Origin of the sequence: Dokdonella fugitiva, from assembly GCF_004342425.1 — a bacterium.
Lineage (GTDB): Bacteria > Pseudomonadota > Gammaproteobacteria > Xanthomonadales > Rhodanobacteraceae > Dokdonella_A > Dokdonella_A fugitiva.
Genome location: NZ_SLWQ01000003.1, coordinates 53,465 through 79,551, shown reverse-complemented (window position 1 = coordinate 79,551; position 26,087 = coordinate 53,465). Strand labels below are relative to the sequence as shown.

Below are 26,087 nucleotides of genomic sequence, written 5' to 3'. Positions count from 1 at the left end.
GTTCCATTCTCGTGTTTTCTCCGTCGATGAGCGAGCCCGCCGGCGCCAAGCCGACCCGTTTCCTGCGCGACTACCGCGCGCCGGCCTGGCGCATCGACGACGTCGAACTCGTGTTCGACCTCGATGCCGCCGCGACGATCGTGCAGGCACGGCTGTCGTTGCGCCAGGACGACGCGGCGGCGCCGCTCGAACTCGATGCCGAAGCGCTCGAACTGCTCGAACTGCGCATCGACGGCCGCGTGCTCGGCGCGGACGAGTTCTCGCTCGCGGCCGACCGGCTCGTCGTGCCCGGCGCGCGCGGGCCGCTCGTGCTCGAGTCACGCGTGCGCATCGCGCCGGAGCGCAACACGGCCTTGCAGGGCCTCTACCTCAGCGGCACGCGCGAACAGGGTTTCCTGCTGACCCAGTGCGAGGCCGAGGGTTTCCGCCGCATCACGCCGTTCCTCGATCGCAGCGACGTGCTCGCGCGCTACAGGGTGACCTTGCGCGCCGACCGCGCGCGCTATCCGGTGCTGCTCGCCAACGGCAACGCCGACGGCGCCGGCGAACTCGGCGACGGTCGCCACTGGGCACGCTTCGTCGATCCGCACCCGAAACCGAGCTACCTGTTCGCGCTCGTCGCCGGCAGGCTCGAATCGATCGAGCGCACCTTCGTCACCGCGGAAGGACGGCGCGTGCGGCTCGTGATCCATGCCGAGGCCGATGCGATCGGCCGCTGCGGCTGGGCGATGCAGTGCCTCGAACAGGCGATGCGCTGGGACGAGGAGCGCTTCGGCCGCTGCTACGACCTCGATGCGTTCCACGTCGTCGCCACGCACGACTTCACGATGGGCGCAATGGAGAACAAGGGCCTCAACATCTTCAACGCGAAGTACCTGCTCGCCGATCCGGCGAGCGCGACCGACGACGACCATCGCCACGTGCTCGCGGTGGTCGGCCACGAATACTTCCACAACTGGAGCGGCAACCGCGTCACCTGCCGCGACTGGTTCCAGCTGTGCCTCAAGGAAGGCCTCACCGTCTACCGCGAACAGGAGTTCGAATCCGACCTCGCCTCGCGCACCTTGCGCCGGATCGAGGACGTGCGCCTGCTCTGGCGCGCGCAGTTCAGCGAGGACGCCGGCCCGCTCGCGCATCCGGTGCGGCCGGACCGTTACAGCGAGATCAACAATTTCTACACCGCGACCGTCTACGAGAAGGGCGCGGAGATCGTGCGCATGCTCGGCGTCGTGCTCGGTCGCGACGGCTTCCGCCGCGGACTGGACCTGTACTTCGCGCGCCATGACGGCCACGCGGCGACGATCGAGGATTTCCTCGCCGCGCTCGGCGACGCGAACGGCGTGGATCTCTCGCCGTGGCTCGCCTGGTACGAGCAGGCCGGCACGCCGGAACTGCGCGCGAGCGGTCGCCACGACGCGCGCCGCCGCTGCTACGAGCTCACGCTCGAGCAGCACACGGCTCCTACGCCCGGCCAGCCGCACAAGCGCGCGCTGCCGATACCGGTCGCGATCGCCCTGTTCGACGCCGCCGGGCGCGCGCTGCCGCTGCGCCTCGACGGCGAGGACGCGGACACGGCCGCGCACGAACGCGTGCTGCTGCTCGACCGGGACGCCGCCACGTTCCGCTTCGCCGACATCGACGAGGAACCGACGCCCTCGCTGCTGCGCGGCTTCTCCGCTCCCGTGCGCCTCGTCCAGGATACGCCGCCGCCGGCGCTGGCTGCACTCGCGCGCCATGACAGCGACGGCTTCAACCGCTGGTTCGCGGGCGACGCGCTCGTGCGGCGCCTGTTCGCCCAGGCGCTCGCAGGCAGCGAACCCGACGCGGCGCTGTTCGCCGCGTGGACGGCCTGCGTCGGCAGCGCGCTCGATGATCCCGGCGTCGACCCTGCGCTCGCGGCGGAGATGCTCACGATCGCCGATGCGACGTCGCTCGCCGACGGACTCGCGGACATCGACCCGGAAGCCGTGCACCAGGCGCGCGCGCGCATCGAGACCGGGCTCGCGGTCGCCCTCGCTTCGAAGCTCGTGCGACGACATGCCGCGCTCGGCGACCTCGACGACCTCGCGGTCGATCCGGCGACGCAGGCGCGCCGACGCCTGCGCAATGCCTGCCTCGCCGCGCTGTGCCGTGCCGACGCCGCGCACGCGCCGCTCGCGCGCGCGCAATACGCACGCGCGCGCAACCTCACCGATCGCCTCGCCGCGCTCGGCGCGCTGCTCGGCATGCGCGACACGGAAGCGGACGCGGCGCTCGCCGATTTCGCCGAGCGCCACGCCGGCGACGCGCTCGTGCTGGACAAGTGGTTCTCGCTGCAGGCGACCGAGGCCGACCCGCGTGCCTGCGAGCGCGTGGCGGCACTGCTCGTGCATCCGGCGTTCCGCTGGAGCAACCCGAACAACGTCTATGCCTTGCCCGGCGCGTTCGCCCTGCGCAATCCGCGCGCGTTCCACCGCGTCGATGGCGACGGCTACCGGCTCGTCGCGGACGCGATCCTGCGCCTCGATGCGCTCACGCCGCAGGTCGCCGCGCGGCTCGCGACGGCCTTCGGTGCCTGGCGGCGCTACGAACCCCTGCGCCGCGCGCTGATGCGCCGCGAACTCGAGCGGATGCTCGGCCGCGAACGCCTGTCTCCCGACCTCGCCGACATCCTCGGGCGCAGCCTCGCCGGCGCCTGAGCGCCGCCGCCGTCGCGCGCCTGATAGCCGCGCGCGCCGCAATCCGCTTACCCCCATGCACGGCCGCCATCCGGCGCACCGTCAGCGATCGCCTCGCATCGCACTTGGGGAGTACCGCCATGCATCACCCGACCGTCCCACGCCTGCTCCGGCTGGCCCTGTCACTCGCCGGCCTGTGCGCGCTCGCCGCCGGTGCCGCGCCGCTGCCGCGTTTCGCGACGCATGAGTACACGCCGCTCGATTGCGACCAGACGCCTTTCGGCCGCCACGTCACGCTCGGCGGCGAAGCCGAGTACATCGACTTCGTCGCCGCCGGCAGCGGCTTCAGCAACATCGACGAGTACCAGCCGGCCGGCCCGAGCGGCGATCCGCTCGCGCGCACGTTCCGCAACGCGCTCCTTCCCGGCGCACTGGCCGGCAGCACCTTCCTCAAGGCGATCAGCGTCGACTTCGACGGCGACGGCCGCGACGAGGTCGTCACGGCCAACCGTTCGAGCGGCGGTGCCCTCGTGCTCGGCGTGTTCGAGCGTGGCACGGGACCCGCGGCGACGCTCATCGACACCTGGACGATGGCGCAGCCGTTCAACATCGTCGACCTCGCCGCCGGCGACTTCGACGGTTCGACCGACCAGAAGCAGGAACTCGCCGTGCTCGTGCGCACGAGCACGTTCGGCCTGCGCCTGTTCGTGCTCACCGGCGCTGCCGATGGCAGCATCGCGCAGGCGGACGGCCAGGCCGCCGGCGAATGGGTGCGCACGGACCCGGTCGGGCAGGTCAGCCTCGCCGCGGGCGACATGCTGCTCGATGGCCGCACGCAGGCCGTCGTCGTCAACGAGAAGAGCTTCGGTGCATCGCGCACGCTGAACTACCACCTGCTCGAATACCTGCCGGGCACCCCGCAACTGCCGGTCGGCGCCGGCGACACCGCGATCGGCAGCAAGACGTTCACGAGCGCGATCGGCATGACTTACGAGGCGGAGAACGGCACGCCCGGCATCGACAACGTGATCAAGATCGAAGCCGACGCCGGCGACGTGGTCGACAGCGCCGCGGCCGAACTCGTCGTGCTCACGCAGTTCGAGCAGTCGGGCTCCAACTACATCGGCGCGCGCCTGCACCACTTCACGACCACGCGCGACGCCGGCAACGCGATCACCGGCATCGGTTTCGCGGGTCGCGGCGCCGGCCAGGAATACGATTCCAGCCGTATCGTGCAGGGCCAGAACGAGAGTGGCATCGCCAGCTTCGAGGCGACGGTCGCCGACGTCGACCGCGTGTCGCCGGGCGAGATCGTGCTCGCGCGCGCCGACGCGGGTTCGCGCCTGCAGGTGGACGTGTACAAGGCCGCGGTCGATCTCGCCGCCGGCTATACCTGGGTCGAAAGCGGCATGACGGTGAGGTTCACCGATACCTCGACCGGCGCGATCACGCAACGCGACTGGAACTTCGGCGACGGCACCGGCGTCATCCACGACCGCAGCCCGACGCACATCTACACGCAGGCGGGCAGCTACAACGTGGTCCTGAAGATCTACGACGGCGGCGCCACGCGCACGTATTCGCAGACGATCGCGGTGGGCACGGGCGGCAGCGGTTCGGGCGGTACCTCGCCGGGCTACATGTACCACCTGCGCGACACGCCGACCTATGCGGCCGGTTATCCCGTCGACAGCCTGCAGTCCCTCGCGTTCGTCAACGTCGCGGTCGGCGACATGGACAAGGACGGCATACCCGAGGTCATGACGATCGCGCGCAACACGACCGATTACCTGCTGCGCTCGGTCTGGCGCCTCGCCGACACGTCGGTGCCGGCGAGTTTCTCCGGACGGCATTTCAGCGAAAGTTCACCCGCGTTCCCGTCGATGACCGCACTCGACCTCGTCGCGAGCGATTTCGACGGCGACTCGGTGCAGGCCACGCTCGGCACCGATTGCCGCCAGGTCGAGGAGCCGCAGCTGCGCCAGGTCGTCTGGCTGCCGCCCTACTTCAAACGCCTGCAGGACGGCGCGGACAAGCTCGCGACGTTCGGCAAGTCGACCAGCGGCGGTTCGAGCTACGAGAAGCAGTCAGGCAGCTTCACCTCGCACGACGTGTCGGCCTACATCGGCATCGGCGTCGGCTCCGACGTGGCCGGCGTGAAGGCGTCCGTGCACGCGACCGCCGGCTACAACTACCAGTCGAGCCACGGCGCGATCCATGGCACCGAGAACACCTACACGATCAACCAGGGCTACGCACAGGACGACGGCGAGGCGCTCGCGGTGGTCGAGGAGAACAGCTTCAACTGCTACTCGTACCAGGTCGAGAGCGCCGCCGGCGGCGTCGACGGCGACAGTGCGGTGCGCATGTGCGAAGTCATCGACGGCAGCCGCTACATGTCGGCGAGCGACGCACAGTCGTGGGACAGGGAAATCCCGGCCGCCTCGCCCGGCCATCCACCGGCGCAGTGGATGCCGCTGCACCGTGACTGGAACAGCCTCGCGCTGTTCCGCCCGGTCACGAGCAACGCGTCGTTCACCACGGGCAACGGTGCCGACAAGGCGACCGACGGCCTGTTCTCGAGCGCGACCGAAGCCGGTCCGGGCACGCAACCGTACCTGCAGGTCGACCTCGGCGAAGTGCGGGACATCTCGGACATCCGCGTGTTCCCGGCACGCGGCGAGGAAGCGTCGCTGAAGGGCTTCCGCGTCTACGCCTCGATCAACCCGATGAACGGGGCCGGCGTGCCGGGCGGCGGCGGCGTGCGCGCGTTCGCGCCGGAAACCGCCGACGACGTCGGCTTCGATCGCTGGAACATCTGGACACGTGACGCGGCCAATCCGGCGAACATGCTGCGCGCGCGATACATCCGCCTGCAGAACCCGGGCACGGCGAGCCTGCGCGTGGCAGAGATCCAGGTATTCGGTGACGTCCATGCCGAACCGCCTGCCTATCCGGAAGCGGTCTGCGACCCCATCGCGGACGACGGCCTGTTCAATGCCTACGTGTGGGATTCGACGCATGCAACGTTCAAGACCATCGAAGTGCGCGGCGACATGCTCTGGAACGGCACCGGCGAAATGGACGACTGCACGAACCACTCCGGCCTCCTGCAGGCGGACATCTGGCCGGGCACCGTCGTCGGCGCGAGCGGCACGCTGACCTGGGACCTGAGCCAGGATGCGAACACACTGGTCGGCAGCAACACGAGTTTCGAGAGCTCGACGCGCGTCGGTGCGGAATTCGACCTCGAGGCCGGCTTCATCGCGACCGTGCAGGCCGGCGGCGCGTACGAGTACACGACGGGCATCACCGAGGAAGTGCAGACGACGAGCTTCTGGGGCACCGGCCTGGAGATCGGCGGCGAGATCAGCGGCTTCGCCCCGGCGTACTCGGGACTGGTCAACAGCTGCCGCTACAACCCGCGGCCATACGCCTACCATCTCGTCGACCTGTCGAATACCGGCTATCGCCACGACATCTATGCGGTCGACTATACCGTGCACCAGGGCCCGGGCTTGTGGCAGCGAGGCAGCGTGCCGGTGCTCTGCCTGCACGACGACCCGATCTTCGGGAACGGTTTCGACTGAAAAAAAAGATCGGGGCCGCGCGCCGCACGGCTCCGATCTTCCCCTGTTCCACCCGCTGGCGCGCGGCGCGAGGCCGCGCGCGTTGTTTCGATCAGGCCGGCAGCCTGCTCAGCGCTTCGTTGATCTTGGCGAAGCGCGATTCGAGCTGGTCGAGCGAACCGTTCGACGGCGCCTCGGAGCGCGCGCCTTCGATCGCCATTTCGAGGCGACCCAGTTCGATCATGAGGTCGTGACGCAGAAAGAGCGGATTGATGCTCATGGTGGCGATGTTGCTCATGGCGCGTGCTCCCGGATTCCCTGTATCCGGTGCTCAGCAAGCGGCGTGCCAACCGCGCCATCACGTATCCGCCGCGTTGCGAAGCGCATTTCCAGCGCGCATGATGGCCACGGCAGCGACGCGCTGCGTCGAAACCTGACGAGGGAAATCCCTCGCGGGCCATGGCGGGCAGGAGTTCGCGACGATCGTCACAGTCTGCCAGTGGCGGTTGCGGCTAAGGTCCGGTTATCGGTGTCGCGCGCAGCCGCGACGGCACGTCGACTGGGGAGGTTCCAGGCGGAACCCGCCGTGAGGCGGTTCCGGACGACAACCGGGAGGGCACAGGGGCCACCCGGCACTTCGCGAAACGCGCCCCACGCGCGGTCTCCACGCACATTCCGGCACGCCGCGCGAGGCGGTGTTGCCACCGTTCACTGGCGCCCGGCACACGGTCCTCTTGGATTCCCCCTGTTCCTACGACCGCCGGGCGCCAGCCTCTTCCGCAGACGCCGCACGGTCAGGCGATACGCGCATCCGTGGGCCCTGGCGCGCTCATGGCCGGGAAACCGGGGCGTACCGCTGACGCGCGCACCAGTCACTGGATCCCGGCTTTCGCCGGACGACGAGAAATGAGGTGTGCCGTGCTTTCGAGGCACGACGAATCGCGCCATCGAAACCGTGCTTCACTTGAAAGGTGCGGCCATGGACGGCCCGCTGTTGGACGATCCGAAGTCGCAAGGCCGCAGAACGCGCTTCAGTCCTTTCGGGGCGGCGATCCAGGACGGATCGCAAAAGCAGAGGTGCTCCCACCGACGCAGGCCGGCCCCTGAATTCCGGCCATCGACGTGCTCGCATACGCCGTGCGTCGGTGGGAGTGTACGTCCGATGCAGCATGTTCCATGCCAGCGCCCCGCCGCCACCTTGCTAGAATGCGCGCAAGGCCGGCGTCCCGGACCCGGCACCGGTCGACATGCACCATGTACACGTATGACGTCATCGTCGTCGGCGGCGGCCACGCCGGCACCGAAGCCGCGCTCGCGAGCGCGCGCTGCGGCGCGCGAACGCTGCTGTTGACGCACAATATCGAGACGATCGGCCAGATGAGCTGCAATCCCGCGATCGGCGGGATCGGCAAGGGCCACCTCGTGCGGGAGATCGATGCGCTCGGCGGCGCGATGGCCGCGGCGGCCGACCGCGCCGGCATCCAGTGGCGCACCCTCAACGCCTCGAAGGGCCCGGCGGTGCGCGCGACGCGCTGCCAGGCCGACCGTGTTTTGTACAAAGCGGCCATCCGGCGTCTGGTCGAGACGCAACCGGGCCTGGCCGTGTTCCAGCAGGGCGTCGATGCCCTGCGCGTCGAGGGCGGCCGGGCCGCCGGCGTCGTCACCCAGTCCGGGCTCGAGTTCCGTGCCGCGGCCGTCGTGCTCACCGCGGGTACGTTCCTCGCCGGCAAGATCCACGTCGGCATGACCCAGCATGCGGGCGGCCGCGCGGGCGACCCGCCGGCGCAGCGCCTCGCCGAGACCCTGCGCGAGCTCGCGCTGCCGGTCGGGCGCCTGAAGACCGGCACGCCGCCGCGCATCGACGGCCGCACGATCGACTGGTCCGGGCTCGAGGAGCAACCGGGCGACGACCCGGCGCCGGTGTTCTCGTTCCTCGGCTCGCCCGCCGACCATCCGCGCCAGGTCAGCTGCTGGATCACCCACACGAGCGAGCGCACGCACGCGATCATCCGCGGCGCGCTCGACCGCTCGCCGCTCTACGGTGGCGTCATCGAGGGCACCGGCCCGCGCTACTGCCCTTCGATCGAGGACAAGATCGTGCGCTTCGCCGACAAGGCCTCGCACCAGGTCTTCCTCGAACCGGAAGGCCTCGACACGTGCGAGGTCTATCCGAACGGCATCTCGACCTCGCTGCCGTTCGACGTGCAGGTCGAACTCGTGCGCTCGATACCCGGGCTCGAACACGCCCACATCACGCGTCCCGGCTATGCGATCGAATACGACTATTTCGACCCGCGCGGCCTCAAGGCCTCGCTCGAGACGAAGGCGATCGACGCGCTGTACTTCGCCGGCCAGATCAACGGCACGACCGGCTACGAGGAAGCGGCAGCGCAGGGCCTCGTCGCCGGCCTCAACGCCGCGCGCGCGGCGCGCGGCCTCGCGCCGTGGACGCCGCGCCGCGACGAGGCGTACATCGGCGTGCTCGTCGACGACCTCGTCACCAACGGCACCAGCGAGCCGTATCGCATGTTCACATCGCGCGCCGAATACCGCCTGCAGCTGCGCGAAGACAATGCGGACCTGCGCCTCACGGCGCAGGGTTACGCACTCGGCTGCGTGCCACGGGAACGCCACGACGCCACCTGCCGCAAGCGCGACGCGGTCGAACGCGAGGCGGAGCGCCTGCGCGGCCTGTGGGCGTCGCCGGCCAATCCGCTCGGCCGCGCGATCGACGCGACGCTTGGCATCACGCTCGCGCGCGAAACCAGCGCGCACGACCTGCTGCGCCGGCCGGAGGTCGGCTATCGCGATCTCGTGCGCGTCGAAGGCATCGGTCCCGGCGTCGACGACGGCGCGGTCGCCGAGCAGGTCGAGGTCGCGGTCAAGTACGCCGGCTACCTCGAACGCCAGCGCGACGAGATCGAGCGCAGCCGTCGCCACGACGACACGCCGATCCCGCCGGCCTTCGATTTCGATGCGGTGCGCGGCCTGTCGGCGGAAGTGCTCGCCAAGTTCAAGCAGGTGCGACCGCTGACGGTCGGCGAGGCGCGGCGCATCGCCGGCGTGACGCCGGCCGCCGTGTCGCTGCTGCTGGTGCATCTCAAGCGCGGCCACGGCCGCCGCGTCGCCTGACGCCGTGCGCGTGCTCGTCGTCGAGGACGATGCGCTGGTCGCCGATGCGATCCGGCGCGGACTCGGCGAAGCCGGCTATGCGGTCGACCACGTCGATTCGGCCGAGCGCGCCGGCACCGCGCTCGGCGCCGAATCGTTCGACCTCGCCGTGGTCGACATCGGCCTGCCCGGCGCGGACGGGCTGGCCCTGCTGCAGCGCATGCGCCGCAGCGGCACCGCGGTGCCCGTGCTGATCCTCACCGCGCGCGATGCGCTCGCCGATCGCGTCAATGCGCTCGACCTCGGCGCCGACGACTATCTCGTCAAGCCGTTCGCCCTGCCCGAACTGGTCGCGCGCAGCCGCGCGCTGATCCGGCGCAGCCGCTCGGCGGCGAGCGCGGAACTCGTGATCGGCACGCTGCGGCTCGACCTCGCCGCACGGCGCGCGGAGGTCGATGGCGGCGCGGTCAGCCTGACGCGGCGCGAATGGGCCGTGCTCGAATGCCTCGCGCTCAACATCGGCCGCGTCGTCGCCAAGGACCGCCTGCTGCAGGCGATCGCGAACTGGGACGAGGACATCGGCGCGAACGCGATCGAGGTGTACGTGTCGCGGCTGCGCACGAAGCTCGGCGGCGCGGCGCCGATCCGCACCGTGCGCGGGCTCGGCTACCGCCTCGATGACACGCCCGGCTGAGCCCGCGCCGTCGGTCAGCCGGCGCCTGCTGGGCCTGCTGCTGCTGCCGCTCGCGCTGCTGCTCGGCATCGGCGTGTTCTTCGATTACGTAAGCGGCTCGGCGGCGATCCGCGCCGCCTACGACCGCGCGCTGCACGAGATGGCGCTCGCGGTCGCGGCGCACCTGCGCGATGCCGACGCCGACGGCCACATCGACGCGGACCTGCCGCCGCAGGCCGTCGCCGTGCTGCGCGCCGACAGCGTCGACTCGATCTACTTCGCCGTGCGCGCGGCCGACGGCCATCTCGTCAGCGGCGACGAGGAGCTCGCGCCGCCCGCGGCCGGGGCCCGCTCCGAATTCGGCGACGGCAGCCTGCACGGCCAACCGATCCGCTTCGTCCGGCACGCGGCGGTGATCGGCGGCCGCACGCCGGTCACGATCATGATCGGCGAGACGACGCGCAAGCGCAGCGCGGCGATCCGGCGCATCATCACCAGCGTCGTGCTCACCGACATCGTGCAGCTCGCCGGCACGCTGCTGCTGGTCTGGCTCGGCGTGCGTTACGGCGTGCGGCCGCTGCGCGCCCTCGGCGAGCAGATCGCGCAGCGTTCGGCGCGCGACCTCGCGCCGCTCGATCGCGCGCAGGTACCCGCCGAGGTGCGCCCGCTCGTGCATACGCTCAACGCACTGTTCGAAACGGTGCGCGACAGCGCGCGCGCGCAGCAGCAGTTCCTCGCCGACGCGGCGCACCAGTTGCGCACGCCGCTGACCGGGATCATCGCGCAGCTCGACCTGCTCGCGCGCGAGTCCGGCAGCAATGGCCTCGCACCGCGGCTGCTCGCGCTGCACGAGAGCACCCGCCGCCTCGCGCATACGGCGAACCAGCTGCTCGCGCTCGCGCGTTCGGAGCGCTCCGCGACCACGCACGACGATTTCGCGCAGGTCGACCTCGAAGCGCTCGCGACCGACGCGGTCGCACAGTATCTCGACCGCTCGCTGCTCGCGCACATCGACCTCGGCGCGGAAGCGTCGCCGGCGCGCACGCTCGGCAGCCTCTGGCTGCTGCGCGAACTGCTGGGCAACCTCGTCGACAACGCGCTCGCCTACACGCCGGCCGGTGGCCGCGTGACCGTGCGCAGCGGCACCGAAGGCGCGCTCGCGTTCCTGGAGGTCGAGGACGACGGCCCGGGCATCCCGGCCGACCAGCGCATGCAGGTCCGCGAACGCTTCCGCCGGCTGCCCGGCTCGCCCGGCAACGGCTGCGGCCTCGGCCTCGCGATCGTCGACGAGATCGCGCATGCGCACGACGCGCGGTTCGTTATCACCGAAGGCGCGGACGGCCGCGGTACGCGCGCGCGCATCGACTTCCGCGCCGCCTGAGCGCAGCGCGATCATGACCGCGGTGTCAGGTTCGCGTAAGCGAGCCGGCGCTATCGTCGCGGCGCGATGGCGCCGGGACCTTCCACCCCAGGGGAGCAACGGCCGATTCGCACATTCGAGGCGGCCCATACCCCCAGGGTGGGCCGCCTTTTTTATGTCCGTGCGATCGTCCCTGATCGCGGCTTCGACGCTGGCGTCGCGGTCTGCAGCTTCCCGGGTGTGGAAGCTGCAGCGGCTATCCATGATTCGGGGTCATCTACTTCTTGCGGGCGGCGTCGAGTTTTTCCTGGGCCATCTGCAGTGCCTTGGTCGCCGCGTCATGCATCGCGGTGATCTCGGCCGGCGCGACCTGGCCGCCGCCGTGCTTCTCGTTGACGAGGACCGAGCCGTCGTCGGCCCAGCCGACGAGGGCGCCGCCCTTCTGCTGCACGGCCATGACCTTGCCGTCCTTGAACGCGTAGTACACCGCCGAGCGGCCGCCCGCGTCGAGTTCGGTGTTGACGCGCACGTAGCGCACGACGCCGCCTTCGCCGAAGGCGTCCCAGGCGACCGACGAGGTATCGGTCGTGTAGGTGCCGTTGACGCTCTTCATGCCGCCGATGCGACCCTGCAACTTGGTGAATTCCGCCTTGAGGTTCTCCGCCGGCGTGGCTTCCGCGGTGAGGACGATCTGCACGCTGGTGCCGGCGCCGTGGGTCAGCACCGGCGCGGCGAGGCCGGCCTGGAAGCGGCGGTCGCCGTCGACGAGCGTCGCGTTGAGCACGTAGGTGCGGCCGGCAACGATCTTCGTGCGGTCGAAGTCGAGCGAGAAGTTGAACGGCGCGTCACCGCTCACGTCGATCGTCTTCTCGGCGATCGCCGGCTGCGGCTGGGCGACGTCGACGAGGCGCAGGTCGAGCTTGCCCGCGGCGATCGTCATCGGATCATGCAGGGTCACGCTGCCGCTGATCGCCGTGCCCGGCGCGATCGCCGGCGCCACGGGTTTTCCGGGGGTCGCCGTGTCGGTCGAGGTATTGCAGCCGCCGAGCAGCGAGAGGGCGGCGATAGCCGCGAGCCAGTAGGTGCGCATGACTGTCATCTCCAACGAGAACGAAAATTATCGTGAAACCGGCCGCGCCGCGGGACCATGACGACGGCGACGCGCGGTCGCGACACCCGGAATCACGCGGTGGCGCTGGCGTGGCACGCCGAACGCCCACCATAGTCCGCACCCGCGCGCCGCGCAATCGCGCGGACGACCGCAGCGTGAACGGTGCGCAGGATCGGCAACACCTGCAGTCGCCGCACCGTGCTAGGCCGCCGGCAACTGCGAGATGTCGGCGACGGCGAGGAAGGAACCGGCGACCGCGCCGAGCAGCGACAGGCGGTTGGCCCGCACGCGTCCGTCGTCGACCATGACCATGACGTCCTGGAAGAATCGGTCGATCGGTTCGCGCAATTGCGCGAGCCGCCTGAGCATGCCGACGTAGTCGCGCTGCGCGACATGCGCCTTCGCATCGGCGGCCGCAGCGCGGAACGCCTCGCTCAGCGCGCGCTCGGCACCGTCCTCGAGCAGCGCATCGTCGACGTCGCCGAGTTCCATGCCGCCCGCCTGCCGCAGCAGGTTGTTGATGCGCTTGTTCGCCGCGGCGAGCGCGCGCGCCTCGGGCAGCGCGGCGAACTCGACCACCGCGCGCAGGCGCCGGTCGAAGTCGGCGAGATCGGCCGGGGCGAGTTCGCGCACGGCCTGGAAGGCTTCCACAGGCACGCCGCGATCGACGTAGTAACCGCGCAGGCGGTCGAGCACGAAGTCGTACAGCTCGGCGCCGAGGGCCGCACGGCGCGCGGCCGCGTCGAACACGGCGACCGTGCCGTCCTTGCCCTTCGGCAAGCCCGCGGCGAGCGCGCCGTCCGGCAGTTGCGCGAGCGCCTCGTCGAACTGCGCGCGCAGGTCCAGCGCGAGGTCGCCCTCGATCAGCGTGCGGGCGAGCCCGAGCGCGGCGCGGCGCAGCGCGAACGGGTCCTTGTTGCCGGACGGCTTCATGCCGACCGCGAAGATGCCGGCCAGCGTGTCGATGCGTTCGGCGACCGCGAGCACCTGGCCGACCTTGCCCTGCGCGATGCCGTCGCCGGCGAAGCGCGGGCGGTAGAACTCGTCGAGAGCCTGCGCGACCTGGGCGTCCTCGCCGCCCGCGGCCGCGTAGTAACGGCCCATCGTGCCCTGCAGTTCGGGGAATTCACCGACCATGCGCGTCATGAGGTCGCACCTGGACAGCGCGGCCGCGCGCGTCGCGAGCGCGGCGTCGACCGCGATGCCCGCGTCGCGCAGGCGGTTGGCGATCACGCGCGCGAGCTCGGCCACGCGCACGGTCTTGTCCCAGACCGAACCGAGTGCCTGCTGGTAGGTCACGCTCTTCAGCGCGTCCTGCTGGGAGGCGAGCGGCGTCTCGAGATCTTCGTCGAAGAAGAACTTCGCGTCGGCGAAGCGCGGGCGGATCACGCGCTCGTAGCCCTTGCGGATCTCGGCGGGGTCCTTCGATTCGATGTTCGCGACGCCGATGAAATGCGCGGTGAGGCGGCCTTCGGCATCGAAGACGGGGACGAACTTCTGGTTCGTCTCCATCGTCGTGACGAGCGCTTCCTGCGGCACGGCGAGGAATTCGCGCTCGAAGGCGCAGGCGATGCCGACCGGCCACTCGGTGAGGTTGGCGATCTCGTCGAGCAGCGCATCGGACAGGCGCGGCGTGCTGCCCGCCGGCGCGACGCGCGCGACTTCCGCGCGCACGCGCTCGCGGCGTTCGGCCGGGTCGGCGAGCACCTTCGCGGCGCGCAGCGCATCGAGCCAGCCGTCCGCGTCGGCGACATGCACGGGCTGCGGATGATGGAAGCGGTGGCCGCGCGAACTGCGCCCCGAACGCAGGCCGAGCATGTCCGCGTCGACGACGGTGTCGCCGTGCAGGATGACGAGCCAATGCGCCGGGCGCACGAACGTGTAGTCGTGCTCGCCCCAACGCATGGGCTTGGGGATCGGCAGCGCCTTGAGCGCCTCGGTGACGATCTCCGGCAGCAGCGCCGCGGTCGACTGGCCCGGCTTTTCGCTGCGCGCGACGAAGCGCTCGCCCTTCGCGTCGGTCGTGCGCTGCAGCTGGTCGACCGCGACGCCGTTCTTCGCGGCGAAGCCGAGCAGGGCCGGCGTCGGCGCGCCGTTCGCATCGAGGCCGATGTTCACGTACGGCCCGAGCGCCTCGGATTTCTGCAGCGGCTGCTGCGCGGCGACGCCGGGCACGAGCACGGCGAGCCGGCGCGGCGAACAGTAGCGCCGGGCGCCGGCGAGGTCGGCGGCGATGCCGCGCCGGGCGAGGCCATCGCAGATGCCGCTCGCGAACGCGGCCGCGAGTTCGTCGAGTGCCTTCGGCGGGAGTTCTTCGGTGCCGAGTTCGATCAGGAGGGAGGCGTGGTCTTGGCTCATGGCGGCGATCTTGGTCTGCCGTCATTCCCGCCGGGCAGGCATCCATCCTGGCGATGGAGCCGCGGTGCGCGGATGACGTCGTGATGGATCCGGTGGGTGTCAGGCAGCGGCGGACGTCTTGCGCAGTCCCGGGAAGCCGAGTTTCTCGCGCTGCGCGTAATACGCTTCCGCGACCGCGCGCGACAGCGTGCGCACGCGCAGGATGTAGCGCTGGCGTTCGGTCACGCTGATCGCGCGGCGCGCGTCGAGCAGGTTGAACGTGTGGCTCGCCTTCATCACCTGCTCGTACGCGGGCAGCGGCAGGCCGGCATCGACGAGCCGCTTCGCTTCCGCCTCGCAGGTGTCGAACCAGTCGAACAGCTTCGCCACGTTGGCGTGCTCGAAGTTGTAGGTGCTCTGCTCGACCTCGTTCTGGTGGAACACGTCGCCATAGGTGACGACGCCGTGCGGCGCCTGCGTCCAGACGAGGTCGTACACGTTGTCGACGTTCTGCAGGTACATGGCGAGGCGCTCGAGGCCGTAGGTGATCTCGCCGGTGACCGGCCGGCACTCGAGTCCGCCGGCCTGCTGGAAGTAGGTGAACTGGGTGACTTCCATGCCGTTGAGCCAGACCTCCCAGCCGAGGCCCCAGGCGCCGAGCGTCGGCGATTCCCAGTTGTCCTCGACGAAGCGCAGGTCGTGCACGAGCGGATCGACGCCCAGCGCCTTCAGCGAGCCGATGTAGAGGTCGAGGATGTCGTCCGGATTCGGCTTAAGCACGACCTGGTACTGGTAGTAGTGCTGCAGGCGATTCGGGTTCTCGCCGTAGCGGCCGTCGGTCGGCCGGCGCGACGGCTGCACGTAGGCGGCGGCCCATGGTTCCGGTCCGATCGCGCGCAGGAACGTGGCCGGGTGGAACGTGCCCGCGCCGACCTCGGTGTCGAGCGGCTGGATCAGCACGCAGCCCTGTTCGGCCCAGTAGCGGTTGAGGGTCTGGATGACTTCCTGGAAGGTCGGTCCGGGCATGCGCCAACTCACAAAGTTGCGTGCGAAAAGCGCGCTAGTATAGCGGCGATACCCCTGCCGGACTCGCACCATGGCCAGCGTGACCCAGCTTCCGGGTGCCCAGAATGCGCATCCGCTCGGCATGCATCGGCGCCTCGACCTCGACGAGACGCTCGCCGCGCTCGTCGGCGACGGCCTGCTCACCGAGGCCGACGCGAAGCGCGTGCGCGCGGACATCCGCACCGCGCGCGGGCGCAGCGAGCTGCACCCGCTCGTGCTGGTCGCCAACCTCAAGCTCGTCGACCAGCGCCAGCCGGACAAGCCGCTCAGCCTCGAAGTGCTCACGCAGTGGCTCGCCGCGAAGGCCGGCCTGCCTTACCTCAAGATCGATCCGATGAAGATCGACGTGGCCGGCGTGACCCAGGTGGTCAGCCACGCCTATGCGCAGCGCTACCGCATCCTGCCCGTCGCGGTCAGCGAGATGCAGGTCGTGTTCGCCACGTCCGAGCCGTTCGAGACGCGCTGGGTGGCCGACCTCGGCCACATCCTCCGGCGCGACATCCAGCGCGTCGTGGCGAGCCCGCTCGACGTCAACCGCTACCTCGCCGAATGGTGGAGCGTGCAGCGCTCGATCCAGCGCGCGAAGGACGCGAAGAACGACGTCCACGACGGCCGCGCGATCCTCAATTTCGAGCAGCTGGTCGAACTCGGCCGGACCGGCGAAGTCGGCGCCGACGATCGCCACGTCGTGCACATCGTCGACTGGCTGCTGCAGTACGCGTTCGAGCAGCGTGCATCGGACATCCATCTCGAGCCGCGCCGCGACATGAGCAACATGCGCTTCCGCATCGACGGCGTCATGCACAAGGTGTTCGAACTGCCGACGCCGGTGATGACCGCGGTTACCTCGCGCATCAAGATCCTCGGCCGCATGGACGTCGCCGAGAAGCGCCGGCCGCAGGACGGCCGCATCAAGACGCGCTCGCAGGGCGGGCGCGAAGTCGAACTGCGCCTGTCGACGATGCCGACCGCGTTCGGCGAGAAGGTCGTCATGCGCATCTTCGACCCGGACATCGTCGTCAAGGAGTTCCGCCAGCTCGGTTTTTCGCCGTCCGAGGAGACGATCTGGCGCGAGATGGTCGAGCGCCCGCACGGCATCGTGCTGGTGACCGGCCCGACGGGTTCGGGCAAGACCACGACGCTGTACTCGACGCTCAAGCACCTCGCCACGCCCGACCTCAACGTCTGCACGGTCGAAGACCCGATCGAAATGGTCTCGCCCGAGTTCAACCAGATGCAGGTGCACCAGGCGATCGACCTCGATTTCGCCGCGGGCGTGCGCACCCTGCTGCGCCAGGACCCCGACATCATCATGGTCGGCGAAATCCGCGACCTCGAGACCGCGCAGATGGCCGTGCAGGCGTCGTTGACCGGCCACCTCGTGCTGTCGACGCTGCATACGAACGACGCGCCGAGCGCGATCACCCGCCTGCTCGACCTCGGCGTGCCGAACTACCTGATCCAGTCGACCCTGACAGGGATCGTCGCGCAGCGCCTCGTGCGCACGCTGTGCCCGCACTGCAAGACCGAAGCGCCACTCGACGTGCAGGCCTGGGCCGCGCTTACCCACCGTCGGCACCTCGCGCCGCCGGCGAAGAGCTACGGCCCGAAGGGCTGCCTCGAGTGCCGCAAGACCGGCTTCCTCGGCCGCACCGGCATCTACGAGATGCTGCGCATCACGCCGGCGGTGCGAGCGCTGATCCAGCCCGACATGAACCTCGCCAAGCTGACCGAGACCGCCTACGCGGAAGGCATGCAGCCGCTGCGTGCGTCGGCCGCGGCGCAGGTCGCGCGTGGCGTGACCACGATCCCCGAAGTCATCAATGTCCTGCCGCCGACCGACTGAACGCCGATCCGCCGCGCGATTCCTGATCCTCCAGACCGGCAGCACGCTGCCCGCGGTACGCGCGCGCCACGGCGATTTCCCGGACTGGTTCCGCCATGGCGCCGGCCTGCACCGGCGCGAGGTCGAGGTCGTGCGCGCGCACGCGGGCGAGGCGCTGCCCGGCCCGCGCGCTATGCGGCCGCGATCGTGACCGGATCGCCGGCGATGGTCAGCGAACGGCTGCCCTGGAGCGAGGCGGCGGCGGCCTGGTTGCGCGACGCGGTCGCGCTGGGCCTGCCGATCCTCGGCGTCTGCTACGGCCATCAGCTGCTCGCCCATGCGCTCGGCGGGCGCGTCGACTACCACGCGAGCGGCCGCGAGATCGGTACGGTCGCCATCGAGCGCCTTCCCGCGGCGGCCGACGACGCGCTGCTCGCGGCGGCCCCGGCACGCTTCGTCGCCCACGCCTCGCACCAGCAGAGCGTGCTCGAACTGCCCGCGGGAGCGGTCGTGCTGGCGCGCTCGGCGCACGACCCGCACCATGCGGTGCGCTACGCGCCGCGCGCCTGGGGACTGCAGTTCCACGCCGAATTCAGCGTCGAATCATGCGCGGCTACCTGCAACGGCGCCCTCGCGCCGCCCAGGCGATTGCCCGGCGCCCTGTTGCCCGGCGCGCGCACACGCGCCCGCGCCGGCGGCCGCCGGCTGCTGCGTCGCTTCCGCTCGATCGCGCTGGCGCGCGCCTGAGCGCACTCCGGCGCCACCCCCGGACTACTTGCGGGCGCGGCCCGCGCGGCGGATCGCGGCGAGCGGGTCGCCGAGCTTGAGGCCGGACAGGTAGTCGCTGATCGCTTCGTTGGTGACGTCGTACAGCGGGCGGCCCATGACCGCCGCCGCGGCCTTGAGGCTGTCACGTACGCGCTTGGAAACGCGCAGGCTGGCGTCGCGCGCGTCGTCGGTTTCTGCAGCAACTGTGGACTTCTTCATGTTCTCTCCCGGCACCGGTGGTGTAACCGCACTTTATTTTGACTGTTTTAGAAGTGTAACTGTGATTGGGGGGCGACAGGTAGGCCCGGGCGGGCAACTGTGTGACGATTTGTAACCGGGAAGCACGCGGCGGGGCGGCCGGAGGCCGGCCCGCGGCGTCCGGCATGCAGGGGATTTGCCGCGACCGGCCGGGCGCCGGGCGGGTCGTCAGGCCCCGGAAGCGGGGTCGGTGGGGGCTGGCGCGGGGCGGGCGAAGGTGCGTGCGCCGAAGATGCCGACCTCGTAGAGCAGGCACATCGGCACGGCGAGCATCGTCTGCGACAGCACGTCGGGCGGGGTCAGCACGGCGGCGATCGCGAACGCCCCGACGATCGCGTAGCGGCGGCTGCCGGCAAGCTGTTCCGGCGTGACGAGGCCGAGCGCGACGAGGATGACCAGCACGACCGGCACCTCGAAGCAGAGGCCGAAGGCGAGGAACAGCATGAGCACGAAATCGAGGTAACGGCCGATATCCGGCGTCACCGCGACCCCCGCCGGCGCGATGCCGGTCATGAAGGCGAATACCGCGGGCAGCACGAGGAAATAGGCGAACGCGCAGCCGATGTAGAAGAGGATCACCGACGAAACGAGGATCGGCACGGCGAGCCGCTTTTCATGGCGGTACAGCCCCGGCGCGACGAACGCCCAGAGCTGGTACAGCACGAACGGGATCGCGATGAACAACGCGACGAAGAAGGCGAGCTTGAGCGGGGTCAGGAACGGCGAGGCGACCTCGGTCGCGATCATCGTGCCGCCCTGCGGCAGGTGGCGGATCAGCGGCAGCGCGAGCCAACCATAGAGCTTGTTGGCGAACGGCATGAGCGCGAGGAGCACGAGCAGCACCGCGGCGACCGCCTTGAGCAGGCGCTCGCGCAGTTCGACCAGGTGCGAGATGAAGGACTGCTCGCCGTCGTGCTCAGGTTCGCTCATCGGTCGGCGCTGCTGGCGGCGTGGTGGGGGGAGGCGTACGCACCGCGGCCTCGACGTCGGCCGCCGTCGCGTGCACGTCGGCGCGCACGTCGGCGGCGCGACGGGCCTCGTCGATCGATTTCCTGAGGTCCTCGGCGGCGAGTTCGCGTTCGATCTCGCTGCGCACGTTCTGCCAGCTCGCGCGCGCGCGGCGCACGAGCGCCCCTGCCGTGCGCGCGACACGCGGCAGGCGCTCGGGGCCGAGCACGAGCAGGGCGACGACCGCGACGAGCGCGATCTCGCTGAAGCCGACGTCGAACATGGCGAATCCCGGGGAATGGCGCGGTTGCGCGCGCCCGCGCGTCAGTCGACGCGTTCGGTCTTGCTGCTGCTCGTGGAGCCGGCCGTGTTCGACGGCGGCGGATCGGCCTTGAGCCGGGCCGGGTCGTCGTCGCCGTCCTGCATGCCCTTCTTGAAGCCCTTGATCGCCGCGCCGACGTCTTCGCCGACGTTGCGCAGCTTCTTGGTGCCGAACAGGAGGGCGATGATCGCCAGCAGGACCAACCAGTGCCAGATGCTGAAACTACCCATGGGGACTACCCGACGAAATGACCGACGCGGCGCGTCGCGTTACTTCGTAGTGTACTCCTCCAGCAGGTCGCGGAAGTCCACGACCACGTTCGGCACGCCGGACACGCCGCCTTCGAAGATGCGGCGCGCGGTCACGCCGCTGCCGTAGACGGCCTGGTTCGCGTCGTTGTCGATCTTGAGCGCGGTGCCGTCGAGCGCCGCGCCCGCGAACAGCCCGCGCGCACGCGAGTAGGAATAGATCTCGGCCTTGAGCTGGGCGTCGGTGGACGCCTGCGCGGAACGGCCGACCGGGCCGGCCGCGGCGGACGCGTCGGCGCCGAGCGTGAACTTGCCGTGCACGATCGAATCCACGCCGCGCTGCGTGCGGAAGACGAGGATCACGTCGGTCGAGGACACGCCGGCCTGGAAGCCGATGCTGCCGCCGGTCATGCTCACGAACGAAGGATTCGACCAGACGCCGTCGCGCGTCTTCACCGCGATGAGGCCTCTGCCGTGGCGGCCGCCGATGACGAGGCCGGCCTTGATCACGTCGGGCACGACCGCAATCGCATGCGCATTCTCGAGCAGGTCCCGCGGTATCGCCCTGTCGGGCGCTTCCATGACCTCCTTGAGCACGCGCACGGCATTTTCGGCGAGCTTGTTCTCCTCTTCCCCGGCGCGCGCCGGGTGGGTCATCGAGGCGAGCACGACGGAAAGCAGGACGAACAAGGCGGCACGCATGCGCGACTCCGGCAGGTGGATTCGACCCACGTTAATCGGCGCGAGCTGAGCCGGCGATGAAGCCCGTTCAGGCGGGCTGGCGGCGCCGGTGCAGCGTCGCCGCGGCGACGAGCAGGAGCGCGAGCACGCCGAGCGCGAGCGGCGTGCCGACCGGCGCGGCCGCGGGCGCGGCGCCCGCGGCACACGGACCGGCACCGGTCGTGAAGCCCTTGATGCCGACCTTGCGCAGGGATTCGGGCCCGGTGATCGGCCCGACGATGTGCACGACGCCGGTGTCCGGGTCGATCGTCGCCAGATCGCTCCAGTCGGCGATGGCGTCGTTGTCGTGCTCGGGCGGCACGTAGTTGATGACCGCCCACAGCCTGCCGGTTTCGTCGAAACTCATCGAGATCGAGTTGACCCAGCGCTGCAACTCGGGACCGAACGAGCCGATCGCGGTGGCCGCACCGGTTTCGCGATCGATCCGGTAGAACGTGTTGTCGCCCTTGCCGCCCGCGCCGTAGAGCGTGCCGCCGCGCGCGACGAGGCCGGTGATCGTGTGCCCGGTCGGCCCGACGAGGGTTGCGCTGCCGTTGGCCGGATCGACCGTCCACAGCTTGTCGGCGATCGCCGACACGAGCCAGAGCGTGCCGTCGCAACTCGCCGTCATGTTGAGGTCGAGAGCGTCGTTGTGGTTCGGATCACCCTGGCCCGAGAGGCCGAGATCGCCGACGATGCGCGCCTCGCCGGTCGAGGTGTCGAGCGCGATGAGCAGCTTCAGCGCGCCGGCCACCGCGTACATCACGCCGTCGTCCTGCGGCGCGAGGCCACTGATGTTGCCGATCAGCTGGCCGGCATGACGGCCGGCCGCGCCGACGCGGGTCGCCTCGTGCTTGTCGAGGTCGATGCGGTAGAGCGTGTCGAACGCCTCTCCATAGGCGGTCGCCGCCTGCGCCGGTACGGCGGCGACGGCAAGCATCCCTGCTGCGATGACGCAGGTCAGTGGGCGCATGGCGGCATGTTATCGTTATGGTAATCGTCAGCCCCGCGGTGTTCCGCGGTGGCGGCCCGAGTCTACCAGCAACCTCAACGCCGTCAAAACCTTAGCGTCCGGCCGCCTCGCCCCGCGGGTCGCCGCGCGATGGCGCCCCTGCCCGAAGCCACGATGCCGCGCTATTTCGGATTGTCGAACCATCGCCACGGCGACCCTGCCGCGGCCGGCGTGCTGCTCGTCAACCTCGGTACGCCCGACGCGGCCACGCCGCGGGCGGTACGGCGCTACCTCGCCGAATTCCTCGGCGACCCGCGCGTGGTCGAACTGCCGCGCTGGCTCTGGCGCCTCATCCTGCACGGCTACGTGCTGCGCGTGCGACCCGCGCGCTCGGCCGCGCTGTACCAGCGGATCTGGACCCCGGAAGGCTCGCCGCTCGCGCTCGGCACCGCCGCGCTCGCGCAGCGGCTGCAGGCCGCGCTGCAGGCGCAACGTCCCGGTCCGATCCTGGTCCGCCATGCGATGCGCTACGGCCGCCCGGGCCTGCGCGCGGCCCTGCGCGACTTCGCCGCGGCCGGCGTGCGGCGACTGCTCGTGCTGCCGCTGTTCCCGCAGTACTCGGCGACGACGACCGCCTCCGTGTTCGACGCGATCGCGCGCGAGTTCGCCGGCTGGCGCTGGCCGCCGGAGCAGCGCTTCATCAACGACTACCACGCCGAGCCGCTCTACGTCGAAGCGCTCGCGCGCAGCGTCGAGGCGCACTGGCAGCGCCACGGCCGCGCCGGGCGCCTGCTGCTTTCGTTCCACGGCATTCCTGAGCGGAACCTGCTCGCCGGCGACCCGTATTTCTGCCAATGCCAGGCGACCGCGCGGCGATTGCGCGAACGCCTCGGCCTCGAGGAGCCCGAACTGCTCGTCACGTTCCAGTCGCGCGTCGGTCGCGCGAAGTGGCTGCAGCCGTACACCGAGGCGACGCTCGCCGCGCTGCCCGGCGAAGGGATCAGGCACGTGCAGGTGCTCTGTCCCGGCTTCGCGGTCGACTGCCTCGAGACACTCGAGGAGATCGCTATCGGCAACCATGCGCGCTTCCTGCACGCGGGCGGCGAGCGGTTCGAATACATTCCCGCGCTCAACGCGGGTGACGACCACGTGGCGGCGCTGGCCGAGCTCGTGCTGCGCCACGGCCAGGGCTGGAACGAGTTCGATCCGGGCTGGGATGCGGCGCGTGCACAGGCGCAACAGGCGGCCGCGCGCGCGCGGCGCGAACGATTCCGCGATGCGCGCTGAGGAGCTGCGCATCGCCTTGCCGATGGCGACGCTCGCCGCGAAACGCTGGGGCGACGAAGGTTCACCGCCGCTGCTCGCCCTGCACGGCTGGCTCGACAACGCCGGTTCGTTCGACCAGCTCGCGCCGCTGCTCGCCGAGCGCTGGCAGGTGGTCGCGCTCGACCTGCGCGGCCACGGCCATTCCTCGCACATCGCGCCGGGGGCCTGGTACCACTACGTCGACTACTTCGACGATATCGGCGCCGTGCTCGGGCATTTCGGCTGGACACGCGTCGACCTGCTCGGCCATTCGCTCGGCGGCACGCTGGCGAGCCTGTTCGCAGCCGCCTATCCGGAACGCGTCGGTGAACTGCTGCTGGTGGAAGCCCTCGGCCCGCTGACGACGACGCTCGAGGACGCGCTGCCGCAGCTGCGCCGCGCGCTCGACCAGCATGCGGCGTTCGCCGCGCGCCGGCCGCTGCGCGTGTTCGCGACGCTCGACGAGGCGGTCGTCGCGCGCATGCTGGCGAACGACCTGTCCGATGCCGCGGCGCGTGCGATCGTCGCGCGCGGCGTGCTGGCGGTCGAAGGCGGCTGGGTATGGTCGAGCGACCCGCGCCTCACGCTCGCAAGCCCGCAACGCTACGGCGAAGAGCAGGTACGCGCGATGCTCTCCGGCATCCGCGCACGCACGCGCCTCGTGCTCGCCGACCCGCCGACGAGCTACCTGCCGGCCGCGATGATGGACGCGCGCGCGGCGTGCGTCGCGGACATCCGCGTCACGCGCATCGCCGGCCACCACCACTTGCATCTGGAAAACGCCGCGGCGGTCGCGGATGCGCTGCTGGGCAAGGCGAGCGATTGAAACGGAAGCACACCGGATGTGCTTCGTGTTTCAGGCTTGGCTCTTATTCGATGTCGCCGTGTCGCAGCGGCGGGAAACGCGCAACGCGTGCCGCCGAAGCGCCTGGCCAAAGCGAGAGATGCATGCTTCCACGCCCTGGCTTTCCATGTCGCCGTGTCGCAGCGCACGAAGGAACGTTTCCTCTCCTCCGTGCTTCCTGTGCTCCGTGGTCCAGGCTTTCTTCTGTCTTCCGCTCAGGCCTGGATCAGGCGATTCAGTTCGGCCTTCAGCGCCTGGCCGTTGAGGCGGAGCCAATCGCGCTGTTCGCGCCAGTCCGGCATGAGCTTCTCGACCAGCGCCCAGAAGCGCGGCGAGTGGCTGCGGATGCGCAGGTGACAGAGCTCGTGCACGACGACGTAGCGCAGCGCCGCGGGCGGCGCGAGTGCGAGCGCGAGGTCGAGCGTGACGCGGTCACGCGTATCGAGGCTGCCCCACAGGCTCTTCAGCGGGCGCAGCTTGACCGCGGTCGGCGCGCGGCCCAGTTCGGGACAGTACCGCGCGAGCCAGCGGCTCACGTCGCGGCGGATCTGCGCCTCGAGGAACGAGCGCAGCAGCGCGCGTGCGGCGGGCAGGGTCGACTTGCCGTGCGGGCGCGGCAGCGTCAGCACGAGACGATCGTCGATCTGCTCGATCTGCGGATAGGCACCGTCGCGCCATGACAGGCGCGTGGTTTCGCCGCGCAGCGGCATCACGGTCGCCGCGCCCGGCTTGAGCGGCGGCGGCGCGGAACCGAGGCTGAGCTCGTCGAGCTTGCGCTCGAGCCATTCACCGTGCTTGCGCAGGAATGCGAACACCTGGGCCGGATGAGTGCCTTCGGGATAGGTGACGCGCGCACCGCCCGGCGTCACGGTCAGGCGCAGGCGGCGCGCCTGCGGATGGCTCTTGCGCAGCACCTTGATCGTTTCGCCGGCCGGCGTCGCCAGTTCAAGGTAGTCGTGCGCAAGTTCCACTTCATTTCTCCGACAGACCCGCGCGCGCGGCGCTCAGTCGCGCTCGCCCGGACGGGGGATTCCGAACCACTTTTCCAGGCGCTCGACCAGGTTCCTGAGTTCGAGCGTCATCAACGCAAACGTCGCATCGAGCTCGGCGCGCGCCGATTCCGCCGTGCCGTCGCCGAGCTCGTCGAGCACGACGTCGAGGAAGCGGAGCCTGCGCACGACGAGGTCTTCGTCGAGCACGAACCCCATCCGGTCATCGAACACGAGGCCAAGCTGGAAGACCTGCTTGCCCGACTTCAGATGCTCCCGGATTTCGTCCGATTCAAGGTCCTGCCGGCGGCAGCGTACGATCGCGCCGGCCTCGGCCGGATCCCGCAATTCGACCTCCTCGCCGAGTGCCAGTCCTGGCGGCAGTTTCCCATCTATGAGCCAGCCCGTCATCAGGTTCCGCGGGGATTCCGAAGGCGCCATCGGCGTCGCCGGGAAACGGCCGAGCGCCTCGCGCACCTGGCTCACCGCGTCCTCGGCCGCCTTGCGGCTGGCGCTGTCGACGACGAACCAGCCCTGCTCGGCATCCAGATACGCAGACAGCCGTGACGGGCGTATGAACGCACGCGGGAGGAGTTCTGAAATCACCTCTTCTTTCAATCGCTTGCGCTCCTTCGCGCCGGGCCGGCGACCCTCCTTGTCAGCGATCTTCGCGATGCGGTCGGCGAGCTCCTCGGCGACCACGACGCCGGGCAGCAGGCGCTCCTCGGCGCCGATCGTGAGGAGCGAAAATGCACCCGTCTGGTGCAACAGCTCCTCGCTGTCGCGTCCGTACGGCGAAACGAAGCCGCGGGTCGAGAGCTCGAGGGGCCCGCATTCGCGCAATCGATGCGAGTCGAGGTCTTTTGCAAGATGTTTGAGGCTTTTAGTGACACTTTCAGGAAAACGGAACAGGCTGAGATTGCGAAAGAACATGGCGGGGACCGGTTTTTCGGGAAATCGGGGGATCGGAATGGATGTGACGCGGCCCGCAGCCGAGCGGGAGAGTCTCGTGGAGGCGTCGCTCC

22 protein-coding genes are annotated in these 26,087 nt (G+C 70.2%); 10 read left to right on the top strand and 12 right to left on the bottom strand.

The genetic code is table 11. The features are described from left to right. Positions 1–26: 26 nt before the first annotated feature. Positions 27–2,678, top strand: a complete 2,652-nt coding sequence (pepN, locus tag EV148_RS07200; protein WP_131995764.1) for an aminopeptidase N — start codon at positions 27–29, stop codon at positions 2,676–2,678. Positions 2,679–2,797: 119 nt separating this feature from the next. Continuing rightward, positions 2,798–6,247, top strand: coding sequence for a PKD domain-containing protein (locus EV148_RS07195; RefSeq protein WP_131995761.1), 3,450 nt, complete (start codon positions 2,798–2,800; stop codon positions 6,245–6,247). A gap of 91 nt (positions 6,248–6,338) precedes the next feature. Here EV148_RS07195 and EV148_RS07190 read toward each other — a convergent pair whose 3' ends face one another. Further along, positions 6,339–6,524: a hypothetical protein gene (locus tag EV148_RS07190; protein WP_131995758.1), complete on the bottom strand. Its 186-nt coding sequence runs from the start codon at positions 6,522–6,524 to the stop codon at positions 6,339–6,341. A 956-nt stretch (positions 6,525–7,480) separates the two neighbouring features. Here EV148_RS07190 and mnmG point away from each other — a divergent pair. From mnmG to EV148_RS07175, 3 genes are read left to right on the top strand one after another with little or no spacing between them, the layout of a single operon-like run. Beyond that, entirely contained in the window at positions 7,481–9,358 is a 1,878-nt protein-coding gene (mnmG, locus tag EV148_RS07185) for a tRNA uridine-5-carboxymethylaminomethyl(34) synthesis enzyme MnmG (RefSeq protein ID WP_131995755.1), read from the top strand. 4 nt (positions 9,359–9,362) lie between these two features. Beyond that, positions 9,363–10,031 carry a response regulator gene (locus tag EV148_RS07180; RefSeq protein WP_131995752.1) on the top strand — a complete coding sequence of 223 codons (669 nt, stop codon included), beginning with the start codon at positions 9,363–9,365 and terminating at the stop codon, positions 10,029–10,031. Beyond that, on the top strand, positions 10,015–11,391 hold the full coding sequence (locus tag EV148_RS07175) for a sensor histidine kinase (protein WP_131995749.1): 1,377 nt from the start codon (positions 10,015–10,017) through the stop codon (positions 11,389–11,391). The genes EV148_RS07180 and EV148_RS07175 overlap by 17 nt, the downstream gene beginning before the upstream one ends. Positions 11,392–11,647: 256 nt before the next feature. On the opposite strand, the gene EV148_RS07170 is transcribed toward EV148_RS07175, so the two are convergent. The 3 genes from EV148_RS07170 to glyQ all read right to left on the bottom strand — a co-directional run bounded on the left by EV148_RS07170 (position 11,648) and on the right by glyQ (position 15,844). Beyond that, on the bottom strand, positions 11,648–12,460 hold the full coding sequence (locus EV148_RS07170) for a YbaY family lipoprotein (protein ID WP_158287358.1): 813 nt from the start codon (positions 12,458–12,460) through the stop codon (positions 11,648–11,650). Positions 12,461–12,682: 222 nt separating this feature from the next. Beyond that, positions 12,683–14,839 (bottom strand): glycine--tRNA ligase subunit beta, encoded by a 2,157-nt coding sequence (gene glyS / locus EV148_RS07165; protein WP_131995743.1) that lies wholly within the window; start codon positions 14,837–14,839, stop codon positions 12,683–12,685. A 99-nt stretch (positions 14,840–14,938) separates the two neighbouring features. Next, a complete protein-coding gene (glyQ, locus tag EV148_RS07160; protein WP_131995740.1) occupies positions 14,939–15,844 on the bottom strand; it encodes a glycine--tRNA ligase subunit alpha in 906 nt (301 codons plus the stop codon). Between the two features lie 70 nt (positions 15,845–15,914). Between glyQ and tfpB the strand changes: the two genes are divergently transcribed. From tfpB to EV148_RS07150, 3 genes are read left to right on the top strand one after another with little or no spacing between them, the layout of a single operon-like run. Next, on the top strand, positions 15,915–17,729 hold the full coding sequence (tfpB, locus tag EV148_RS07155; RefSeq protein WP_131995737.1) for a type IV pilus assembly ATPase TfpB: 1,815 nt from the start codon (positions 15,915–15,917) through the stop codon (positions 17,727–17,729). Then, positions 17,707–17,919: a type 1 glutamine amidotransferase family protein gene (locus EV148_RS18885; protein ID WP_241988013.1), complete on the top strand. Its 213-nt coding sequence runs from the start codon at positions 17,707–17,709 to the stop codon at positions 17,917–17,919. Before tfpB ends, EV148_RS18885 begins: the two co-directional genes overlap by 23 nt. Beyond that, a complete protein-coding gene (locus EV148_RS07150) occupies positions 17,916–18,455 on the top strand; it encodes a glutamine amidotransferase (RefSeq protein WP_241988012.1) in 540 nt (179 codons plus the stop codon). Before EV148_RS18885 ends, EV148_RS07150 begins: the two co-directional genes overlap by 4 nt. A gap of 24 nt (positions 18,456–18,479) precedes the next feature. Here the strand turns inward: EV148_RS07150 and EV148_RS07145 are convergent, their stop codons facing one another. The 6 genes from EV148_RS07145 to EV148_RS07120 form a co-directional block, all read right to left on the bottom strand. Then, positions 18,480–18,695: a hypothetical protein gene (locus EV148_RS07145; RefSeq protein WP_131995734.1), complete on the bottom strand. Its 216-nt coding sequence runs from the start codon at positions 18,693–18,695 to the stop codon at positions 18,480–18,482. 207 nt (positions 18,696–18,902) lie between these two features. Continuing rightward, positions 18,903–19,664 (bottom strand): twin-arginine translocase subunit TatC, encoded by a 762-nt coding sequence (gene tatC, locus EV148_RS07140; RefSeq protein WP_131995731.1) that lies wholly within the window; start codon positions 19,662–19,664, stop codon positions 18,903–18,905. Then, positions 19,651–19,965 carry a Sec-independent protein translocase protein TatB gene (gene tatB, locus EV148_RS19140; RefSeq protein ID WP_131995728.1) on the bottom strand — a complete coding sequence of 105 codons (315 nt, stop codon included), beginning with the start codon at positions 19,963–19,965 and terminating at the stop codon, positions 19,651–19,653. Before tatB ends, tatC begins: the two co-directional genes overlap by 14 nt. A gap of 41 nt (positions 19,966–20,006) precedes the next feature. After that, positions 20,007–20,234 carry a Sec-independent protein translocase subunit TatA gene (gene tatA / locus EV148_RS07130; RefSeq protein ID WP_131995725.1) on the bottom strand — a complete coding sequence of 76 codons (228 nt, stop codon included), beginning with the start codon at positions 20,232–20,234 and terminating at the stop codon, positions 20,007–20,009. Positions 20,235–20,273: 39 nt separating this feature from the next. Continuing rightward, on the bottom strand, positions 20,274–20,954 hold the full coding sequence (locus EV148_RS07125) for a lipid-binding SYLF domain-containing protein (RefSeq protein WP_131995722.1): 681 nt from the start codon (positions 20,952–20,954) through the stop codon (positions 20,274–20,276). A 67-nt stretch (positions 20,955–21,021) separates the two neighbouring features. Beyond that, on the bottom strand, positions 21,022–21,945 hold the full coding sequence (locus EV148_RS07120) for an NHL repeat-containing protein (protein WP_131995719.1): 924 nt from the start codon (positions 21,943–21,945) through the stop codon (positions 21,022–21,024). A 153-nt stretch (positions 21,946–22,098) separates the two neighbouring features. Between EV148_RS07120 and hemH the strand changes: the two genes are divergently transcribed. Both hemH and EV148_RS07110 read left to right on the top strand, forming a co-directional pair. After that, positions 22,099–23,211 (top strand): ferrochelatase, encoded by a 1,113-nt coding sequence (hemH, locus tag EV148_RS07115; RefSeq protein WP_131995716.1) that lies wholly within the window; start codon positions 22,099–22,101, stop codon positions 23,209–23,211. Continuing rightward, complete coding sequence (locus EV148_RS07110) at positions 23,201–24,055, top strand: alpha/beta fold hydrolase (protein WP_131995713.1); 855 nt, start codon at positions 23,201–23,203, stop codon at positions 24,053–24,055. Before hemH ends, EV148_RS07110 begins: the two co-directional genes overlap by 11 nt. A 233-nt stretch (positions 24,056–24,288) precedes the next feature. On the opposite strand, the gene EV148_RS07105 is transcribed toward EV148_RS07110, so the two are convergent. Together EV148_RS07105 and EV148_RS07100 are read right to left on the bottom strand one after the other, a co-directional pair. After that, positions 24,289–25,044, bottom strand: coding sequence for a M48 family metallopeptidase (locus tag EV148_RS07105; protein WP_131995710.1), 756 nt, complete (start codon positions 25,042–25,044; stop codon positions 24,289–24,291). A gap of 33 nt (positions 25,045–25,077) precedes the next feature. Then, entirely contained in the window at positions 25,078–25,995 is a 918-nt protein-coding gene (locus EV148_RS07100; protein ID WP_131996637.1) for a recombination-associated protein RdgC, read from the bottom strand. Positions 25,996–26,087: the final 92 nt, after the last annotated feature.

Excerpts from the sequence above, each read along its gene's own strand:
- tfpB (WP_131995737.1), top strand. The coding sequence starts at position 15,915 with ATGGCCAGCGTGACCCAGCTTCCGGGTGCCCAGAATGCGCATCCGCTC.
- EV148_RS07110 (WP_131995713.1), top strand. The coding sequence starts at position 23,201 with ATGCGCGCTGAGGAGCTGCGCATCGCCTTGCCGATGGCGACGCTCGCC.
- tatB (WP_131995728.1), bottom strand. The coding sequence starts at position 19,965 with ATGTTCGACGTCGGCTTCAGCGAGATCGCGCTCGTCGCGGTCGTCGCC.
- EV148_RS07120 (WP_131995719.1), bottom strand. The coding sequence starts at position 21,945 with ATGCGCCCACTGACCTGCGTCATCGCAGCAGGGATGCTTGCCGTCGCC.
- glyQ (WP_131995740.1), bottom strand. The coding sequence starts at position 15,844 with ATGCCCGGACCGACCTTCCAGGAAGTCATCCAGACCCTCAACCGCTAC.
- hemH (WP_131995716.1), top strand. The coding sequence starts at position 22,099 with ATGCCGCGCTATTTCGGATTGTCGAACCATCGCCACGGCGACCCTGCC.
- EV148_RS07190 (WP_131995758.1), bottom strand. The coding sequence starts at position 6,524 with ATGAGCAACATCGCCACCATGAGCATCAATCCGCTCTTTCTGCGTCAC.
- pepN (WP_131995764.1), top strand. The coding sequence starts at position 27 with ATGAGCGAGCCCGCCGGCGCCAAGCCGACCCGTTTCCTGCGCGACTAC.
- EV148_RS07195 (WP_131995761.1), top strand. The coding sequence starts at position 2,798 with ATGCATCACCCGACCGTCCCACGCCTGCTCCGGCTGGCCCTGTCACTC.
- EV148_RS07175 (WP_131995749.1), top strand. The coding sequence starts at position 10,015 with ATGACACGCCCGGCTGAGCCCGCGCCGTCGGTCAGCCGGCGCCTGCTG.
- tatA (WP_131995725.1), bottom strand. The coding sequence starts at position 20,234 with ATGGGTAGTTTCAGCATCTGGCACTGGTTGGTCCTGCTGGCGATCATC.
- EV148_RS07145 (WP_131995734.1), bottom strand. The coding sequence starts at position 18,695 with ATGAAGAAGTCCACAGTTGCTGCAGAAACCGACGACGCGCGCGACGCC.
- EV148_RS18885 (WP_241988013.1), top strand. The coding sequence starts at position 17,707 with ATGTCCTGCCGCCGACCGACTGAACGCCGATCCGCCGCGCGATTCCTG.
- EV148_RS07100 (WP_131996637.1), bottom strand. The coding sequence starts at position 25,995 with ATGTTCTTTCGCAATCTCAGCCTGTTCCGTTTTCCTGAAAGTGTCACT.
- tatC (WP_131995731.1), bottom strand. The coding sequence starts at position 19,664 with ATGAGCGAACCTGAGCACGACGGCGAGCAGTCCTTCATCTCGCACCTG.
- glyS (WP_131995743.1), bottom strand. The coding sequence starts at position 14,839 with ATGAGCCAAGACCACGCCTCCCTCCTGATCGAACTCGGCACCGAAGAA.
- EV148_RS07125 (WP_131995722.1), bottom strand. The coding sequence starts at position 20,954 with ATGCGTGCCGCCTTGTTCGTCCTGCTTTCCGTCGTGCTCGCCTCGATG.
- mnmG (WP_131995755.1), top strand. The coding sequence starts at position 7,481 with ATGTACACGTATGACGTCATCGTCGTCGGCGGCGGCCACGCCGGCACC.
- EV148_RS07170 (WP_158287358.1), bottom strand. The coding sequence starts at position 12,460 with ATGCGCACCTACTGGCTCGCGGCTATCGCCGCCCTCTCGCTGCTCGGC.